Annotated in this window: 14 protein-coding genes and 3 pseudogenes; 4 read left to right on the forward strand and 13 right to left on the reverse strand. The window is 61.9% G+C overall.

What is annotated here, in order from left to right; translation table 11 throughout:
* Positions 1 to 235: 235 nt before the first annotated feature.
* The 6 genes from IVB36_RS19550 to IVB36_RS19575 form a co-directional block, all read right to left on the reverse strand.
* Complete coding sequence (locus IVB36_RS19550) at positions 236 to 787, reverse strand: hypothetical protein (RefSeq protein WP_247392779.1); 552 nt, start codon at positions 785 to 787, stop codon at positions 236 to 238.
* A 399-nt stretch (positions 788 to 1,186) separates the two neighbouring features.
* Positions 1,187 to 1,333, reverse strand: coding sequence for a hypothetical protein (locus IVB36_RS19555; protein ID WP_247392780.1), 147 nt, complete (start codon positions 1,331 to 1,333; stop codon positions 1,187 to 1,189).
* A gap of 11 nt (positions 1,334 to 1,344) precedes the next feature.
* A complete protein-coding gene (locus IVB36_RS19560) occupies positions 1,345 to 4,536 on the reverse strand; it encodes a CusA/CzcA family heavy metal efflux RND transporter (protein WP_247392781.1) in 3,192 nt (1,063 codons plus the stop codon).
* Positions 4,533 to 5,948, reverse strand: coding sequence for an efflux RND transporter periplasmic adaptor subunit (locus IVB36_RS19565; protein WP_247392782.1), 1,416 nt, complete (start codon positions 5,946 to 5,948; stop codon positions 4,533 to 4,535). Before IVB36_RS19565 ends, IVB36_RS19560 begins: the two co-directional genes overlap by 4 nt.
* The gene (locus tag IVB36_RS19570; protein ID WP_247392783.1) at positions 5,945 to 6,352 is read right to left on the reverse strand and encodes a FixH family protein; all 408 of its coding nucleotides are present in this window, start codon (positions 6,350 to 6,352) and stop codon (positions 5,945 to 5,947) included. The genes IVB36_RS19565 and IVB36_RS19570 overlap by 4 nt, the downstream gene beginning before the upstream one ends.
* A gap of 94 nt (positions 6,353 to 6,446) precedes the next feature.
* Positions 6,447 to 6,800 (reverse strand): hypothetical protein, encoded by a 354-nt coding sequence (locus IVB36_RS19575; RefSeq protein ID WP_247392784.1) that lies wholly within the window; start codon positions 6,798 to 6,800, stop codon positions 6,447 to 6,449.
* Between the two features lie 362 nt (positions 6,801 to 7,162).
* On the opposite strand from IVB36_RS19575, the gene IVB36_RS19580 reads away from it, so the two are divergent.
* The gene (locus IVB36_RS19580; RefSeq protein ID WP_247392785.1) at positions 7,163 to 7,429 is read left to right on the forward strand and encodes a hypothetical protein; all 267 of its coding nucleotides are present in this window, start codon (positions 7,163 to 7,165) and stop codon (positions 7,427 to 7,429) included.
* Here the strand turns inward: IVB36_RS19580 and IVB36_RS19585 are convergent.
* Together IVB36_RS19585 and IVB36_RS19590 are read right to left on the reverse strand one after the other, a co-directional pair.
* Positions 7,426 to 7,680, reverse strand: a complete 255-nt coding sequence (locus IVB36_RS19585) for a hypothetical protein (RefSeq protein ID WP_247392786.1) — start codon at positions 7,678 to 7,680, stop codon at positions 7,426 to 7,428. The genes IVB36_RS19580 and IVB36_RS19585 overlap by 4 nt on opposite strands.
* A 20-nt stretch (positions 7,681 to 7,700) precedes the next feature.
* Positions 7,701 to 8,626: pseudogene (locus tag IVB36_RS19590) on the reverse strand (Ku protein).
* Positions 8,627 to 9,002: 376 nt separating this feature from the next.
* Here IVB36_RS19590 and IVB36_RS19600 point away from each other — a divergent pair.
* On the forward strand, positions 9,003 to 9,170 hold the full coding sequence (locus IVB36_RS19600; protein WP_247489835.1) for a hypothetical protein: 168 nt from the start codon (positions 9,003 to 9,005) through the stop codon (positions 9,168 to 9,170).
* Between the two features lie 82 nt (positions 9,171 to 9,252).
* Here the strand turns inward: IVB36_RS19600 and IVB36_RS19605 are convergent, their stop codons facing one another.
* The 5 genes and pseudogenes from IVB36_RS19605 to IVB36_RS19625 all read right to left on the reverse strand — a co-directional run bounded on the left by IVB36_RS19605 (position 9,253) and on the right by IVB36_RS19625 (position 16,324).
* Positions 9,253 to 12,339, reverse strand: a complete 3,087-nt coding sequence (locus IVB36_RS19605; protein ID WP_247392787.1) for an EAL domain-containing protein — start codon at positions 12,337 to 12,339, stop codon at positions 9,253 to 9,255.
* Positions 12,340 to 12,595: 256 nt separating this feature from the next.
* A pseudogene (locus IVB36_RS19610) lies at positions 12,596 to 12,940 on the reverse strand (DNA topoisomerase IB); the annotation flags it as partial.
* A 302-nt stretch (positions 12,941 to 13,242) separates the two neighbouring features.
* Complete coding sequence (locus IVB36_RS19615) at positions 13,243 to 13,479, reverse strand: hypothetical protein (protein WP_007601788.1); 237 nt, start codon at positions 13,477 to 13,479, stop codon at positions 13,243 to 13,245.
* Positions 13,480 to 13,961: 482 nt separating this feature from the next.
* Entirely contained in the window at positions 13,962 to 14,186 is a 225-nt protein-coding gene (locus IVB36_RS19620) for a hypothetical protein (protein ID WP_247392788.1), read from the reverse strand.
* 1,127 nt (positions 14,187 to 15,313) lie between these two features.
* Entirely contained in the window at positions 15,314 to 16,324 is a 1,011-nt protein-coding gene (locus IVB36_RS19625; RefSeq protein WP_247392789.1) for a hypothetical protein, read from the reverse strand.
* A 723-nt stretch (positions 16,325 to 17,047) separates the two neighbouring features.
* Between IVB36_RS19625 and IVB36_RS19630 the strand changes: the two genes are divergently transcribed.
* Positions 17,048 to 17,362 carry a septal ring lytic transglycosylase RlpA family protein gene (locus tag IVB36_RS19630; protein ID WP_311985810.1) on the forward strand — a complete coding sequence of 105 codons (315 nt, stop codon included), beginning with the start codon at positions 17,048 to 17,050 and terminating at the stop codon, positions 17,360 to 17,362.
* Between the two features lie 1,316 nt (positions 17,363 to 18,678).
* Positions 18,679 to 18,894: pseudogene (locus IVB36_RS19635) on the forward strand (hypothetical protein); the annotation flags it as partial.

Below are 18,894 nucleotides of genomic sequence, written 5' to 3' on the forward strand. Positions count from 1 at the left end.
CCAGGCTTGTCGCTGATCGTTGCCGCGCCACTTGGAAGCTGAGACCCGGCGGCCATCGGAGCTGATGACGGTGGATCATTCTGCTGCGTTCTTCTCGCGCGCCGGTCTTCGAATAATCTTCATTATGGAATATATTCCTAGAATTGGAAGGAGCTGGCACGGGCTGAATGTCGTCACCGCTTGTCGGTTTGACACCCGTTTCTTCGGTTTGCGGCGTTGGTTGCCCGAACTTGTCTCAGACGAGAATTTGGCACTGAGCAGCGAGCGTGCACCGTTGGGCCGGCGAAAGCCCGGACGGCCGCGGATCGCACGGAATCTCGGGATCAACCCATACGCGCCCCAGTGCGTGGATGAAGATGGCCCCTACGCCTCCAGACTGGAATCTGTGACTTCCGTAGTCGATCCCACCGAACAAGAAACGGACCGGGCCGTTCGGACCACCGAACACGCACGTTACAGCGTCCTTCGGATCGTCTTCGACGCTCTTCAGCGCGCGATCGAGATCCCGCGTGACGGTGTCGAAATCGATCACGACGACGACGTTGGCCAATGCGTCGACCACGCTCGAAGATCTGCCGGGCATCCCGAGCCGTACGGCCGACCCGACCCGCTGCAGGTCGAGCCCGTCGTAGGAGAGCCGCGCGTTGAGATAGTCGATGACGGCCCGGTGGCGCTCGGGGTCGTCCAAGAAGTCGCGCGGATCGGCCGCGCGCTCGATGATGCTCCTCAGGATGGTCTGGTCGCCTTCGCGGTTGGCGCGTTCGATCGCCTCGACGAGCGTCGGCAATCGCGACCCTGTGCCCATCAGAGCGGCCCTTCCACGAAAGGACTAGGCACGGCAGAACCAGCGCTACTCTTTCGTTGGTCAATTGCACCCTCGCCCGCCCGGTAAGGGGCGCGATCGATGGTGACTTCCAGGTGCCGTCCGGATCCACGGGCGCCCCGCGGAAGATCGGGATTTGAGGAGAACTATGTCTGCGATGACCCGCGCGCCTGTTGAGCGGTGAGGTGCTTCCCTCAACGCCCTTCCTCTGCGCGATTCTGTTCCCGTCGGCTCCGATCACTTGGGTGCAGCACCACCCTGCTGCCCGCGGCGAGCCCAGAGACAACCTCGGCCATGCGGCTCACTACACTGGAGGTCCGGCCACCTCGACACCGCACCACATGGGCGACAAGGACAAGTGATCTAATGGCAGCCTGCAAGAACCGGCCCATGCATGCTCAATGTCCCTTGGAGATTTGATAGCGTCGCGGGCGTCAAAACCAGCACGACGACGACCAGGGCGAATGTGAGCCCGCCCCACCCCATCATTTCCGACATCATGTCGTTCATCGTGGCTCACCTCACTCGGCTGGCTCCGGCATCGATTCCCGACGCGTCGTGGATTTGACCGGCGGCAGATGCAGAACTTCGGCCGGAGACTCGGGCGGCAGACCGACGCCCTTGACCAGCGCGAAGATCGCCGGGATCACGATCAGCGTCAGCAGCGTGGAGGAGATCATTCCGCCGATCATCGGCACTGCGATGCGCTGCATGATTGCGGAGCCGGTCCCGGTGCTCCACATGATCGGCAGCAGGCCCGCCATGATCGCGACGACTGTCATCATCTTGGGCCGTACGCGCTCCACCGCGCCCTCCATGATGGCGTCATAGAGATCGCCGCGGGTCAGGGCCCACCCCTCGGCGGCACGCCTAGCCGCGGTCTCGGCCAGCGCCTGATTGAGATAGATCAGCATGACGACGCCGGTCTCTGCGGCGACGCCGGCGAGCGCAATGAAGCCAACGGCGACCGCCACCGAAAGGTTGAAGCTCAACCACCACATCAGCCAGAGCCCCCCGACCAGCGCGAACGGCAGCGAGAGCATCACGATCATCGTCTCCGCGATCGAACGGAAGTTCAGGTACAGCAGCAGGAAGATGATCAGCAGCGTCACGGGCACGACGATCTTCAGCCGCGCAGTTGCGCGCTCCAGGTATTCGTATTGACCACTCCACATCACGTAGCAGCCCGGCGGAAACTTGATGCGGGCCTGCACTGAGGCTTTGGCGTCCACGACGTAGCCCCCGAGGTCGCGATCGCGGATGTCGACGTAGATGTAGGTCGCGAGCTGCCCGTTCTCCGTCCGGATCGAGGTCGGTCCGCGCGCCGGCGCGACTTTGGCGACTTCGCCGAGCGGCACCGCGCCGCCCGCGGGCATCGGCACCAGGACGTCATTGGCGATTGCCTGCGGATTGTCGCGCAGGTCACGCGGATAGCGCATGTTCACAGTGAAGCGCTGCCGGCCCTCGACCGTCGTTGTCACGGTCTGCCCGCCGAGCGCTGTCGCGATCGTGTCCTGCACGTCCTGGACCATGATGCCGTAGCGCGCCAGCGCGGCACGGTCGGGGGTGACTTCCAGATAGTAGCCGCCGATGCCACGCTCGGCATAGGCCGATGAGGTGCCCGGCACGGCCTTGAGGACCTGCTCGATCTGCTTGGCGAGCTTGTCGATCTCGACCAGGTCGGTCCCGATCACCTTGACGCCGATCGGCGTTCGTATGCCCGTGGACAGCATGTCGATGCGGGCCTTGATCGGCATGGTCCAGGCGTTGGAGACCCCCGGAAACTGCAGTGCCTTGTCCATCTCGGCGATCAGTCCGTCGATGGTCGTGCCAGGGCGCCACTCCTCGTTGGGCTTGAGGTTGATAATGGTCTCGAACATCTCGGAGGGGGCTGGGTCGGTCGCGGTCGCCGCACGGCCCGCCTTGCCGTACACCGAGGCGACCTCCGGAAACGATCGGATGATGCGGTCCTGGGTCTGCATCAGTTCGGCGGTCTTCGTGACCGAGATGCCCGGCAGGGTCGTCGGCATGTAGAGCAGCGTGCCTTCGTTCAGGTTCGGCATGAACTCGGTGCCGAGCTGCCGCGCCGGCCAGATGCTCACGGCCAGCACGGCGAGCGCGAGCACGACGACCAGCGTCTTGGCGCGCATGACGCCCTTGATCACCGGGCGGTAGATCCAGATCAGGACGCGGTTGATCGGATTCCTGTGCTCCGGAACGATCCGCCCGCGCACGAAGATCACCATCAGAGCCGGCACCAACGTCACCGACAGGAGCGCGGCGGCCGCCATCGAGAACGTCTTCGTGAACGCCAGCGGGCTGAACAGCCGCCCCTCCTGCGATTCCAGCGTGAAGATCGGCATGAACGACACCGTGATGATCAGCAGGCTGAAGAAAAGTGCAGCCCCCACCTCCGAGGCGGCGGCGATCAGGACGTCGATCCTCGACCTTCCGGGCTCCGCCCGTTCGAGGTGCTTGTGGGCATTCTCGATCATGACGATGGCCGCATCGACCATGGCGCCGATCGCGATCGCGATCCCGCCGAGGCTCATGATGTTGGAGCCGAGGCCTAACAGCTTCATGGCGCCGAACGCCATCAAGACCCCGATGGGCAGCATCAGGATCGCGACAAGGGCGCTACGGACGTGCAGCAGGAACGCGATGCAGACCAGTGCGACCACGATGCTTTCCTCGAACAGCGTGTGCTTGAGCGTGTCGATGGCCGCGTAGATCAGGTTGGAGCGATCGTAGACCGGCACGATCTCGACCGACTTCGGAAGGCTGGAGGCGATCTCCCGGAAGCGCTTCTTGACGTTCTCAATCACCTCCAGCGCATTGACGCCGAAGCGCTGTAGCACGATGCCGCTGGCGACCTCGCCCTCGCCGTTCAGCTCCGTGATGCCGCGCCGCTCGTCGGGGCCCAGTTCGACCCGCGCGACGTCGCGCAGCAGCACCGGCGTCCCGTTGTTCGTCTTCAGCACGATGTCGCCGAGGTCGTTGATCGACTTGATGTAGCCCTTGCCCCGTATGACGTACTCGAACTCGGACAGTTCGACGGTCCGGCCGCCGACGTCGGCGTTGCTGGCGCGGATGGCATCGCGCATCTTCTGCATGGTGATGCCGCGGTCGCGCATGCGTTGCGGATCGAGGATCACGTTGTACTGCTTGACGAAGCCGCCGACGCTCGCAACCTCGGCGACACCCTCGGCCTTCGCCAGCGCGAACTTCAGATTCCAGTCCTGGATGGTCCGTGTGTCTGCCAGGTTCAGTTCCTTCGAGATCACCGCGTACTGGTAGACCCAGCCGACGCCGGTCGCGTCGGGACCGATCGTCGGTGTCACGCCGGCCGGCAAGCGTGCGCTCGCGCCGTTGAGGAATTCCAGCACGCGAGAGCGAGCCCAGTAGATGTCCGTGCCGTCCTCGAAGATGACGTAGACGAACGAGACGCCGAAGAACGAGAAGCCGCGGACGACCTTCGATTTCGGCACGGTCAGCATTGCCGTCGTCAGCGGATAGGTGACCTGGTCCTCGATCACCTGCGGTGCCTGGCCGGGATACTCCGTGTAGACGATGACCTGGGTGTCCGAGAGATCCGGGATGGCATCGAGTGGCAGATGCAGAAGAGCGTAGAGTCCCGCTGCGGCGGCGAAGCCGGTCCCGAACAGGACCAGCAGCAGATTGCGCGCGGACCAGGCGATGAGGCGGGCGATCATTGCTGCGCCCCCTCGCCAAAGCCCTTCAGCGCCGCCTTCAGGTTGCTTTCGGCATCGATCAGGAAGTTCGCCGAGACCACCACGGCGTCGCCCTCCGCGAGGCCCCGCCGGATCTCCACGAACCCGCCGCCGCGGTGGCCGAGCTTGACCTCGCGCGGCTCAAGCCGACCCTGCCCCTTGTCGACGAACACGGCCTGCCGGCTGCCGGTATCCATGACCGCGCTCTCCGGTACCGCGAGGACGGCCTCGCCGCTGCCGGTGTCGATGTCGGCGTCGACGTACATGTCGTGCAGCAGGATCAGGTCCGGATTCTGCAGTTCGATCCGGACTCGCGCGGTCCGGGTCTCCTTGTTGATCTCCGGGTAGATCACCTGGACCTTCCCCGTGAACTCGCGTCCGGGGAAGCTCCGCGCCCTGACCGTGACCGGCTGGCCCTTGGCGATCATGCCGAGGTCTCGTTCGGCGACGTCGATCAAGGCCCACACCGTCGAGTGATCCGCGATCCGGAACATGACCCCGCCGGGCTCGACGCGCATGCCCTCGATGGCGTTTCGCTCCAGCACGATGCCGTCCCGCGGAGAGGTCCATCCGATAGAGGTCGGCACGGTCCGGCTCTTCTCGATCGCCGAGATCGCAGCGTCGGGCACGTCCAGGTTCATCAGACGCTGGCGCGATCCACGGCCATACTGGACGTCGCCGCTGGTCGTCTTCGATGTGATGGTGGTGAGGTACTCGGCTGCAGCCGAGGAGACGGACGGGCTGTAGACCTCCATCAGCGGCTGCCCCTTGACGACGTGAGATCCGGTCGTCACGTCGGCCACCTTCAGGATGAAGCTTTCCGCCCGCATGGCGACGACGGAGATCCGCCGCTCGTCGAGCGCGATCGTGCCCGGCGCCCTGACGACGGTCCGGATCACACGCATCGCTGCGGGCTCCGACTTGACGCCGGTCCGCTGGATCTTGCCGGGCGAGAGCTTGACGGACCCGTCGTCGCTATCGTCGCCCTCATACACCGGGATGTAGTCCATCCCCATGGAATCCTTCTTCGGCGTCGGCGAGGTGTCCGGCAGGCCCATGGGATTGCGGTAGTACTTGATCCGTCGCTCTCCGGAGCCGCCGGCCGTCGTCGCGGGCCGCGGGGTTGTCGTCTGCTCATCGTCGAAGCTGACGTCGGCGCCGGCGCGCACGGCGTGGTAGTCGCGGCCGTCCGGAGTCTTCCTCGGCACCAGCGAGTACGACGGCTTGCCGTCCGGATCCTGGTAGTAGATCGGGGCGCCGCTCTCCTCGGCCGCAGCGGGGCCGATCACGGCGACGGCTCGCGCCGCCGGTCGCTGCGGGGCGGCGATCACCAATGCGATCCCGGCCGCCGCGATCAGCGCGGCGGCCAGGCTTGCTGCGACGGGGCGGGTCACTTCTGCGCCGTGATGACGAGCTTGTTCTCGACGGTGCCGCTCTCGCCCTGGACTTTGGCTCCGAGCGAAAGCTGCCACCGCCCGGCCATGCCGAACGTCGCCTTGAAGCGGTAGGTGCCGGGCTCCGTCCCCGGCATGGACGTGACCTTGGTCGCCATCTCCTGCATCCCGTCCGGAGCCATGTCCAAACGGCTGGCGAAGATCGCGGCATCGGGCACAGCCTTGCCGGTCTTGATGTTCACGAGCCTGACGGTGATGACCTTGTCCGGCCCGGCCTGGACCGACTGGTCGACGAGTTCGAACTTGTAGTCCTTGATGTCGGCCAGCGCGGCCGTGCTTGTGCCTGCGACTGCGGCAGCGATCAACGCCGCCTGGACGGCGCGCGCGATGGTAGAGGTCTTCATTTTCTGGTCCTCGATTGTCCTGAATGGGCCGCCGAAGCGGCGTAGGTCGTCCGCACGCGCGAGGCGCACGGACGCAATCGGCGTCAAGCGCCGTTCAGGCCAGGGTTCGAGGGGGTTGGTCGGGAGGTGGACGGGTCAAACCGTCGCCGACGAGGTCGTCGGCGACGAAGTGTGTGGTCCGGATCGCGTGCCGCAGCGGGAGGGCGGCCGCCTCAGACGGTCCCGCCTGGGCCGTCTTCAGGATGCACATCGCGACCAGCGCGCAGTCCTGGCAGTCCTTGCTCTTCTGCTCGTCGGGACAACAGGGCATGTCGGCCGATATCGACATGTCGCTCATCCCGTCCGGACGAGCTTGCGCAGCGGCGGCCGGCGCCGCCCAGGGCGCCAACGTCAAACCGGAGGTCACGAAGACCGCGAACGCAATTCTGAGCAGTCGCCGCAGGTTCATGACGCAACATCCCATGCCCCGAGGAACTTTGAAAGCCGGCAGCCTTCACATGTTCGCCAGCCCAGAACCGTCAGGGACCGCTACGGCCACCCTCTGCCGTTGGTTTTAGCCTCACCGGCGAGGATTCGACGCTGCAGACGGCCCTGGCGCCGCATTTCGCTGAATTACGATCCTGGCCCGCTTGGACCGGGACAGCGGCAGCGCCTCCGCGGGCTGCCGGCATCCGCGCCCGGGGATCACTCGTCCACAGCGCGGCGGAACACGTGGAAAACCTCAGGCCATTCAGTCCGGAATCCCAGCTCTGTGTTAGCAGCCGGAACGATCGAGGGAAGCAAAGGATTCTGCGGACAGGAGCGATCACCATGCTGATGTTCAAGGAAAGAATGCCTGCGATCCGGACACTGCGCGGATGGGCCATCTCCGTGCTGCAGGAGGCGGGCGCCATCCGCGAATGCGAGGAGCACGGCTGGATGCAGGACCGCGCCGATCCGCCCGCCCGCGAGCGTGCGTTCGACATCGCACGTCGCGATGCGCCGCCTGGCGTCTCGCCCGTTGCGGCCGAAGCCGAGGTCCGGAGCGTGTTGGATTCGATCGGCGATACTTGCCCAGAGTGCCGGGGACTCTCCTAGAGCCGGCGCGCAACCCAAACACCCAGCAGGAAGGCGACGAGCAACGACTGCAATGGAGCCTTGACGGTCACCTCGCGCAACTGGTCGGCCCAGCGCATCGCGGCATCGGACGAAGGAGACTGGAGCGGCTGAGGCCTGCCTCCCGCTTCTGTCGACGCGCCCGGCATCGCGCCGGCAGCCAGCTCGGTGCCATCTTGCTCGTGCACAAGCCCAGAGGCTTCCGTCATCGCCGAGGCTTCTTTCATATCCATGCGCCTCTCCTACTCTAGCTTCAGGCGGATTTGCGCTGCGGCCTAGCCGCCAGCTTCTTCGCTGCACCATCCTTCGCCTGCTTCTTGCCCCTGATCGGCATCAGCATCTCCTTCGGGCCAGCCGCCGCCTTGCGCGGCTTCTTGGCCGACTTCGTCGCCTTGGTCTCGGCCGTCGCGCCGCCCACGCTTTGCCGCAGCGCCTCCATCAGGTCGACGACGTTGGTCGTAGCGGGTCGCTCCTTCGGCGTGGTCGGATTGCCGGCGCGCTTCTTGTTGATGAGGTCAATCAGCGCGGTCTCGTAGTGGTCCTCGAACTTCTCAGGATCGAACCGCCCAGCCTTCTGGTTCAGATGTGCTTGGCGAGATCGAGCATATCCTTCGTGACCTTCACGTCCTGAATCTCGTCGAAATACTCCTGCTCGCTGCGCACTTCGTAGGGGTAGCGCAGCAGCGTGCCCACGAGCCCCTCGTCCATCGGCTCGAGCGCGATGATGTGCTCGCGATTGGTCAGCACCACGCGCCCGATCGCGACCTCGTCCATCTCACGGATGGTCTCGCGGATCACGGCGAAGGCGTCGTGCCCGACCTTGCCGTCAGGTTTGATGTAGTAAGGGCGAATCAGGTAGCGCGGGTCGATGTCGGTCCTTTCGACGAACTCATCGATCTCGATCGTTCGGGTGGATTCCAGCGCGATCCCCTCGAGCTCCTCTTTGGAGACCTCGATGTACTGCCCCTTGTCGTGCTCGTAGCCCTTCACGATGTCCTCGTTGGGGACCTCCTCGCCCGTGTCGGCGTCCACCTTCAGGTACTTGATGCGGTGGCCGGTCTGCGGGTTGAGCTGGTTGAACGAGATTTTCTCGCTCTCCGAGGTGGCCGGGTAGAGCGCCACGGGACAGGTGACCAGAGAGAGACGCAGAAATCCCTTCCAGTTCGCTCGGGGGGCCATGATACGCAGAACTCCTTTGGGGCGGCTTGGATTCAAGACGATTCAATTGCTCTGGTTCCGACAGCGGGGCGCCGCCGTGATCAATCGTTAACGACCTCCGCAGCGCCGGCGGAAGCAACAGTCTGCCTGACTCACCTCGAACAAGGCGGGAACATCGGATATGTCCCGAGACCCCCGCGCCCGCGGCTGACGACCTGGAGGCCGCCGCCGACCAGGTCATCGCGGCCTGCGGCGGCCACGCCCGAGAAGCGGTCAAGGCACTCATCGTCGCGAACGGCTTCCGCGCAGGTCGAGGAGCTTCGGGCTTCGGTTTCCACAGGCTATGCGCGCGGCCGGTTCGACGTCCCGCCCGATCGGAAGGACTGGTACGACTGAAATGTCCGAGGTCACCTACTACGTCGCCCTGCCCTTCGTGGCCGCCGACGACGGCATCGCCGCCGGCGAGGCGGTCGAGTGCTTCAATCCGAACGCGGCGGTGATGAAGGCCGAGGCGCCACGGAACGCACTGCATCGATTTGCAGCGCAGCCGGTCGGCTTCGTTTGAAATGTTGGCTATTGCGCGCTACGGGAATGCAGCGGCACCAGAATGGTCGACTCTCAGAAGCTCGCGGCGGTTGTGCGATATTCTATGAGGCCGACAGCATGAGCGAACTGGAGCTCTGCCGCGATCGAGCTTTCTCAGCCGCAAGGCCTTGTGGGCGCCCGATCAGGTAGCCTTGCATCTCGTCGCAACCCTCTTTGACGAGAAGCGCCATCTGGACCTTGGTTTCGATCCCTTCCGCAAGAACCGGTACGCCAAGACCGTGCGCGAGCCCAATGATCGCGCGAACGATCGCCAACGATCGCTCGCTCTGTCCGAGCGAGGCCACGAAGGACCGGTCGATCTTGATCCGATCAAGAGGGAAGGCCTCGACATAGGACAGCGACGAATACCCCGTCCCGAAATCATCGAGTGCGATCAGGATGCCGAGGCTCTTGAGCGATTGCATCGTCTTTTTTGCGCGCGAGACGTCCTCAATCAGGACGCCTTCGGTGATTTCCAGCTCCAGGCGGGCCGGAGCCAGGCCGCTTTCGCGCAGCGCCTTGCGGACCTGCGCGTCGAGGTTCTCCCTGCGGAATTGGGCGGCCGAGACGTTGACGGCAATCCTGAAGGGCCCGTCCGACGATGCAGCCTCCCGGCAGGCCTCCATCAGCACCCAGTCGTCGATCTGGGCAATCGAGCCACTCCGCTCCGCGACCGGGATGAATTCTCCGGGAGAAACGATTCCGCGATCCGGATGCCGCCAGCGGACAAGCGCCTCGTAGCCGATGATGCGGCCGTCGCGGTGTTGCTGCGGCTGATAATCAAGATAGAGTTCCCTGCGCTCGACTGCGAACCGCAGATCATGTTCAAGTGCGCGGCGCTCGCGGAGCTGCTGGTCCATCGCGCTCGTGAACACGCGGATCGCGCCCCGCCCTTCGTGCTTGGCCCGATAGAGCGCCGCATCGGCGTTCGCGAGTAGAGAGGCGATCTTGTCCGCATCTCTGGGAAACAGCGCCGCGCCGACGCAGAGATCCAGCTTGAGAGAATGACCTTCGACTTCGATCGGATCCTCGAAGGCTGCCCGCATCTTGGTGGCCAGCAGTTCCGCATTCGCCGACAAAGGCACTTGGTCAGTAATTCCGATGAACTCGTCGCCGCCCACCCGTGCCACGTAGCAGCCCTGCGCCGCTTCTTGAAGACGGCGGGAGGTTTCGCGCAGCACGGCATCTCCGACCGCATGACCGAAGAGATCATTGATCTCCTTGAAGTGGTCAAGGTCGATGCAGAGCAGGGCAAAGCCGGAGCCGGTGATCTCGTGCCGTTCGACCGCGGCCGAGAGGTGCTGATCCAGAGCGCTCCGGTTGGGCAGCTCCGTCAGAACATCGTGGGAGGCCAGATAGCTGATTCTCTCCTGGGCGCGATTGCGCTCGGTGACGTCGAACGCGACGCAGACATGGGCCGAGTGCCCCTCGTAGTGGAGCGGACGGGACTCGATAGCCATCTGTATGAGATCCCCGCAAGCGTTTCTGTGCAGTTCGAAGTCGGCGGAGCCATCAGATGCTCCGCACTCCAGCTGCGGCTCGCACATGAGGAGAAGATCCTCGCGGCGGTAGCCGTAGTGTCGGCACATCGCTGCGTTCACCGCGAGCAATTGCCGGGTTGCCGTATCGACCACCCACATGGGCAGTGGATTCTCCTCGAAAAGGAGACGGAACGAGGCCTCCCGACGCTTCAGGTCGGTGATATCGATCCGGACCCCGATGCTGCCTCCATCAGCCGTGCGCCGCTCCTCCACTCGGATCCAGCGATCGTCGGGCAGATGCTGTTCGTGCGAGTATCTTGGCAGAGCATGGCGTGCCAAGCGTTCCGCGAGCCATTCATCCTCCCGCCCAATCGCCTTCGGATATTGCCCCCGCGCCAGGCCAGCCCGCAGGATGCTTTCGAATGGTGCTCCCGCCGCCAGTGCTTCCTGGCTGGCTGCATAGAAATTCGCGTATTGTCGATTCCAAAGGACCAGTCGATCATCCTTATCGAACACGGCGAGACCTTCAGGAACGACATCGAGCGCCTCGGTGAGATGCGTGTGAGCGGCGCGGGCAGCCGCTTCGGCCTGTTCGGCCGCCGCCTTGGTCTCGGCGAGCGCCATCTCTATCCGATGACGCTCGGTGATGTCTTCGTGCGTGGCAACCCAGCCTCTGCCCTCCATGGGACGGTGCCGGATGCGTACCATCCGTCCGCTCGTCAACTCCACGGTGGTGTCCGAACTTTCGTCGATCACCCGTGCGCTATTGCGCCAATCCAGATAATCCTGCTTCGACATCTTCGGCGCACTGCCGGCTGAATAGCGGAGATCGACGATGTCATTCAGCTTCATGCCGGGCCGGATCACGTCCGGATCGAGATCGTAGATCTCTAGATAGGTCCGGTTGCAGACGATCAGGCGCTGATCGTCGTCGAAGAAGCAGAGGCCTTGGGACATGTTGTTGAGGGCTCGGTCGAACCGCTCGGCGACGGCGGTCGCGGTTTGCTCCGCGGCCCTGGCGCGCTCCCCTTCCTGGGTCAGGCTGCTATGGGCCTGAATCAGTTGGACGAAGGAGCGAAAGTTCGTGTTGATCATTCTGCCGAGCAGCAGAAGCAGCAACAGCAGATTGATCCCGAGCGAGATCATGATGCCGTCGCCAGACAGGAGCAGCACAGTCGCGATCGGGGTGCCGGCAATCAACATGTTAGCAGGGAGGCCGGCGGAGCTTCCGAGGCAGTAGGCCGTGCCGATGCAGCCCATGAAAACGAGCAAGGCAATCGGCGCGCGCAGGTCGGGATCGACAGTCGCGAACAGCGCCAGAATCCAGAGAACAAAACCGGCATTGAGGACCACCGCAACAGCGCGAGTCCGCCTGAGCTCACGGTGCGCCTGCTCTGGCGTGACATCGACCGCTTTCAAGCGGAGCCACTGAGCCAAGCGGAGCAGGCAGAGCGCCAGGAGCGCGGTTGGCAGGCCGAATCTGAGCCAAGCCGATACAGTCAGCGGCAGGACCAGCGCTACACTGATACTGTCGACCAGCAGCACAGCGTAGAGAACTGGGACCTGCTTTCGCAGAATCCGGAATTGCTCGACGACCAGTGAGCGTCCGAGCGGACCTGTGATATCGCCCACGGCGAACGCGGCACGTAATCGCGCGAATAAGCCCATAGAAGTTGCCCTACCCCTTGCAGAGCTTAGGACATAGAGGCGAAGGACGCGTAAAGGCGCTTGGTATCTTGGGCCTTAACGCGCTTGCTGCAATTGCGAGCTCTTCGACGGCGGTGGGACCACAACTTAGCGCAGGTTGCCATCGTCTTAGAATTTCAGAGTCGTTCTGAGACCGAATACCGACGCGTTCTTGAGGGCCTTTCCGGCCAGGGAGCCTGCCGGCAAGGTGACGCCGCCGCCTGGATGGATGATGTATGTACTTGTTCTGGTCTCGGAGCTCGCGCCACTTCGGATGGTAGCGATACTGCTTGCGACCCGGCGCATCGATCCCGGTTGCCTGGATGTGGCCGTTCGACGACGGGCAGATCCACACGGACTCATAGGCCGGTGGGATGCCGATTGATTTGATGCGTCGGATGACGGCGGCATCGGTGATGCGCTTGCCGTCCTTGTCGTAATAGCTGAAAGTAGTTCCAGTCCGCTTGCGCGTGTACCCCGGCGCGGAGTCGCTGACGTACCGGAGGCCTTCTTCCGCGATGGTGGCCGCGACCTCGGCGGTGCGGTCCAGAGCCTCTTCTTCGTTGCTGGTTTGTCGGAGCATGGCCCGGTCCCTCGGAGGTCGGTGAACGCGATGTGAACATCGGGAGGCCTCGCAGAATGTCGGGATCTCAGATGAGAGCCGGTCCGGTTCCTTCGACAAGTCGCTGCGCAGTCGATAAGGGCGGGATGGTGTAACTTCAGACAATCGCCACAAATTTCACCGACAATCAGTCTTCACGAAGGCCGCTATGTCCCAGGATTCACTCGATGTATTGCGTCGGCGAGCTCCATGGCAGTCCACGGCGAGCTCGATATCCATGTTGCCCTTGACCGCCATTCCAGCCCGCGATCCTGACGCATTAATTAATAGAACGCGACAGCAACTCTTTTCTCTTTACGCCAGACAACCGCGCAGCGGCGCCGGTCACCGTCGGGAATAACAGTCAGAGCAAATTCGTCGGGGATTTTTTCATCTGCAGCAAGATCGAGGGCTGCACCGAACGCAGATATGCTGCGAATGGTGCAATCTGTTTTCGAACGGCCGAAGCTGATCAAGCCTAGTCTGGTAACTTGTTTCGAATGAGGGTTCTTCTCATCCATAGTGTCCTCCAAGGTCCGAGGAGCGCAAATCCATGGGCAATGATTCGGCGGCGATGGTGCGTACCTACCAATCTTACCGAAGAGTTGGTTCACAATTTGATTAGCCAATTCACTTTCAACGTCCTGTCGGCAGCGGCAGGGGCTTGCTTTTCCTCAAAGAAAATCTCGCAGCCGAGCGATTTCGGCTATCTGTTCTGCGGACAGCACGGCCGTAACAAGTTGCGTTTGCGGAGCAGTATGTATCTCGTAGAGATGACCTTGGCTGGCAGGCTTCGCTAGGAAAGCTCGGATGCATGCGTCCAAAGTGCCCTCCAATACGAGGTAAGAACTAACCGATGCCGCTGCGCGTTGGTTTCCAAGGGAAGGCCATTTTTTTAGTGCTGCTGCGGCAGTGAAGTCGATGCGCGCGCGCTGCTTCGAGCCGACCAGTGCCCCTGACGCGCCTCTCCCGGCGATCCGCCGATTCCGTTCTTTTCGAAGCTCTAATCATTCGGCCAATCAAAGCCTGATGGGCCAGGGCCCCGACCGCAATGATTGCGCTTTAACTTTTCCGGCTTGGTCAATAATAATTTTAGGAACTCCACCCTCGGTGCTGCGGAACTTCGACCAAACTGAGCAGCAATATCTGCGCTGGGGGCTTTCATGGCCAACGTTTCAAGTTTGCCTATGTCGTGTTCGTTCGGAGGGCGGATGTTGCGTTGGGTCATTGTCCTCTCCTCCCGATGCACATGGTCCCCTGCAGGATTTTCCAAAAGATTAGGGTGCCGGAGCCGACAATGGCGCGAAAACATTAAATGTCACAATTAAATGTGAGACCTATTATCACATTATAATCCAACAATAAAGCTAATAATCCTTTGACCGAAGCGACGTTTGTGATGCTCGAAAGTTCACAGGCTTCCGAAAAATCTCGCCTTCGTATCTTGTCCAGCGAGTACAGAGCACGCCCTCCGCTCAAGCACTCGAAGAAACGGCCCTCGCATTCGGGGGGGCGAAGCAGGAATGCTGGAGTCGCTTCTCCGCGATTCCCCAATTATAATCCCATATTAAATAGATCGCTATATTTAATATGGTTTGTATCCTTATTTATTGTTGTGGTCGCCGCGCCACGTGGACCATATCACGTCAAGATGCCCGACAATCTGTGGTGAGGCTCCCAGTCACACCACGCTCACCGCGTACGACGCGGCTTAGGAACTACAGCGCGCTCCGCATCATCTCTTTCCCTGCTTCGCCACCGCCTTCAATCTGGCAGGACCTAGCGAGAGCCAGTTGTTTGCGTCACCTTCAGTGACCGGCCGACATCCGGCAGCTTCACGTTGGTCACCTGCCAACCGGTCCCCTTGAAGGTCATTAGCACGGCTATCACTGTCTCAGGATCGCGCTCCGGATCGGCTAGATCAAGTCGAAAATGGAATGGCGTTGCAAAGAACGCGAACTTGACCATCTGGTAGAAGGAGTGCTTCGCGGGCGGTGGCGTTGCGATCTGTGTCTTGTCTTGGGGAGCCTTGACCCTAGGCGCGCCCGCGCGCGCCTGCTCAATAAGAGCGGTAAGACCGACGGAGTGAGCATCTTATCTATGAGCGTATTCGCAAACGTCAGGGCGACAGTGTTTCCCAAAGCCGCAAAGGCCGGGTTTCCCTGCTCCGCCGTTGTGTTCGGCAAGGTTTCCCCTCTTGCAATCGAGCCTTCACGTTCGCCCGCAGAGTGCTCCAATCCACCATGCTATTGATCGTTCGGGAATCACGAGACTGGATCGCTTGGCCGAACTCGATCAGGGTGTAGTATGGCCAAATGACATACAGCGTCAGTCCAACAAGTCCGGCGATCCACTTCATTGCTCGCTCCCATGGTTCGGTCCGAAACTAGCAACCGCAGATGGGGGCTCGATGAAACACTCTAAAATCATATGCAATTGCGTAGCTACACGCCGTGTCGACTGAAAAAGCGCGCGACTACAACCCTGTCTTGATGGCCGATTGGACTTGGTCATCAGCGATAAGGGGCGAGCATTCTTCAGGTCGACGCGTTTTGAGCGACTGATCGCGCGCTGCGCCCTCGGCAGATGGCGGCCGTGTCGCCAAATCCGCCTTTCGAGCAAGTCGCTTTTCGCGTCGCGTCGCCGCCGCCTTCTTCGCGATGGCGGACCGCTGCTCGCGCGGCAAACTGTTGAGCGCCTCGGCACCGCGTCGGCCGAGCTCGGAGAATATTTTTTGTGCCTCCAATGCGTGACCTGCACAAAAGCTACGCCGCGAGCATCGCGCTTGGCCGGCGCACAAAATTTTGGGCCGGCTTCGATCTTGATACGATAACCGGTGCCGAACAGCGCCTGCACGACAAGATCGACCGTTTCCCATCGGCTTTGACGACCATTCGGGGCATCCGGGAAAATCAGCTTCGGAAAAAATCCGTCCTGCAAACCGGCCAAGTCGTCGACCTGCGCCATCGGCAAACCAAGCTCGCGTCTGCGCTCCTCGAGAGCGGCGACGAACCTGCGATAGCACTCCGCCGCCGGCTTCGTGCGATTGTGACCGACGCGTGGCGGCCGCTCGATGAGGCTGGGTTTCCGGAAGTTTTGCATCAGGTGCTTGTCGCAATCGCGATGAGGTCGACGTAGACGGCCGTGGCCGTGGCAACCGCGAACTTGTACGTGCCCGGTGGAAGCGTGACGGTGGAGTAGCCGTCGGCCGTGATTGCCGTGGCTGCTGTCACGTAGGTAGATGCGTTCAATCGCATGGAAACCGGCTATGATTTCTCGAGCTTCCACCAGGAGAGGAATGCCTTGCTCAATTGCCGCAATAGTGACGGTCTCTGACTTTGATAGCGTATCGCGGCGATTGGTCATCAGCGCGCGATAGGTCTCGCGGACAGTACGCGCTGCAGGCTCTGAGCATTGGGCATTTCGGCACGCCAACGGCCCCATTCGGCAACGACTCGCACCGAGCTAAATCCGTGCGCCTTGAGGCAACCCCACAGGTCGGCGCCATTATAGTGACCAGCGGCCCACTGAACATCGAGCCATGGCAGGCAACGTACGGATCGTCTTAGGTGGCTCGCGGCCTCTCGCCCCACCAAACTGTGGCGGTCCGTTCAATGTCCTCCTCGTGTCTATAATCAGGGCGAAGACATTCACGCCACTGATTGGATCCCTGCGCACGTACAGGCGGTGTTGACGCTCGCATCGCCAGAGAGCTCTAGAACTGATGCCGTTAACGTGGTGCGTTGCAGCGAGCTATCTGCTTGCTGCGCTGCGTCTACGTTCCGCCATGGGTAGTACATCACCTTTCTACATATGAATCGGGGATGTGCCGGAACGTGCGTTACGAGTTTGCATTGTTTGTCTGTTGTGTGATTTGTAGCGAGGTCGATCATGCGTCCGCTTTCTGGAATGATAATGATTGCAGCGGTCTCAACTTGGACGTGGCTTCACGCGACCCCTGCCGTCGGGCAAACATTCAATGACAGATGGTCCATCGTTCCAAAGGCTCACGCGGAGCCCGCTCCTGAAGGACTCGATCAGACAAAGAAGGAGGAGCCGCAAGCGCAGTCTCCGAACGGACAAGAGCCCTTGAAAGATCGTTCAGGGGCTCAATCCTTCAATCGATTCATTTCCGGAAAAGCCTCCTACTATTCCTATTCCAAAGGCAAGACAGCGAGCGGTTCATCGTTTGATCGGAATCTACTAACCGCGGCGCACCGCCGTCTGCCGTTCGGCACGAGAGTCCGCGTCACTGATCTTGAAACGAATAAGTCGGTGGTCGTTCGTATCACCGATCGCGGACCATGGGTCCGTGGCCGCGTCCTCGACCTCTCGCTGGCGGCCGCGCGCAGCTTGGGGATTACGAATCGTGGCGTTGCTCAGGTCCGTGCTGAGGTGTTGTAGCAGACGTGCATTGCCCTGCGAAAGCACGCAACCGCCGCCCACGCGCCCGTACGTCAACAGTCCGGCTTTTGGCCTGAAACGAATCTGCCGTGTCTCTAAAGAACCCTGACGCTATCGCGGCCCTCGTATCGGCCCTTAGGGTCGTCCACGGAGACGAAGTCGCGCGAACCATGCTCCAGGAAGGTATGAGCCTCGCCACGCTGATCGACACGATGTTCTCCGCGCCGATAGCACATCGCGATGCCGTTCGATACGTCGCGAGTGCCTTAGATGACTTCGCCATTACACCAGAACTTGGCCCGTCTGGCATCTTCGTTACTTGTATGATGGTCAGCCCGGCTCATTTCGCGTCGTCGATTTGGAGATAGTCACGCCGGCCGGTACGCTGTCCAGCAGCGACCTTTGGCTTCGGCTGCCCGTCTAACTAGTTCCCAAGCTCTGCAATGCCGGGACTGTGCTTCGACGATTAGCCGCGGTGCCCCTGCCCTACGTGCCGGTCTTGTAGGTCTTGATCGTGCAGGCCGGTATGTCACAGCATGCCCTTTCTCCGCAGGGCTACGTCTTTACATGCCATGCCCTGAGCCAGTTGGCCGCGCTGATCCAACTGCTCCCGCGCGCGTTCACGTCGGCGATATTGCGAGATCGGTGACGCCCAGCGAGGCCTGAAATCTTGATTTCACTTGCATCCCGCGTGCAGGCTGGCAGCTCTCTTAAATCCGCGAGGAATCGAACTTCCGAGCACGAACGCGACGAAGAGCGACTACAAGGAAGATTTTAGAAGCTAGCAATTGAAACCGGCGTGTGCAGAAAGTATTCGCAGTTGAGCGGCGCGAAGCGTGCGAAATGGACACTATGCCTGTCGAAGTCGCGAGAGCCCAGCAGGACAAAGACGTTCAAATCTTTGCCGGCGGATGCCCATAGAGGCATCACGATCGCGATTTGGACGTATCGCGATTTGGCCGAGTTACCGTAGTTCCTTGCCGTAGCTTATTCTAGAGTTGTCCAAGGTTTGCGAAAAATGAACGTCTTCGCGAGGGGTTAGCGCCCAGAGTTTGGAGGATGGGATATCCTCGGCGCGGCGAGAACCAGGGACCAGTAGCTCGCCCCCTTCCGCGAAAGCGCTCTGCGTTTTTTCGGCGCGGAGCTTGCCACTTCTACGGTTCGAGCCACGTTGACACATTAGATCGCGGGAGCCGCTACGCTCTGTCGCGCTAGACCGAAGTGAGGTGTGGGGCTCCCGGCTGCGGCTAGCCTCACAAGCCACCTGCGGAATCCTCCGCGAAAAGTGTGGAGAGGTAGTCTGGAGCGGCCGGATTATGGGCGCGATGATCCATGCGCAAGGAGCCCGCGAGCGCGCCCAGGAGGCCGTTCGAGAAGCCGACCGGGCGGAGGCGGAAGCCTGGTCCGTCCGCATGGAATGCTACGCGGGCCCGGCGCAGCCCTGCCCGACGATCGATCAATGCTTAGTGGCGGACTCGCCTGGCTGGAGGTTGAGTGCGCCCGCTGCAAGACACGCGAGCCTGCCAGTCGAC

Source organism: Bradyrhizobium sp. 35 (assembly GCF_023073215.1).
GTDB lineage: Bacteria > Pseudomonadota > Alphaproteobacteria > Rhizobiales > Xanthobacteraceae > Bradyrhizobium > Bradyrhizobium canariense_D.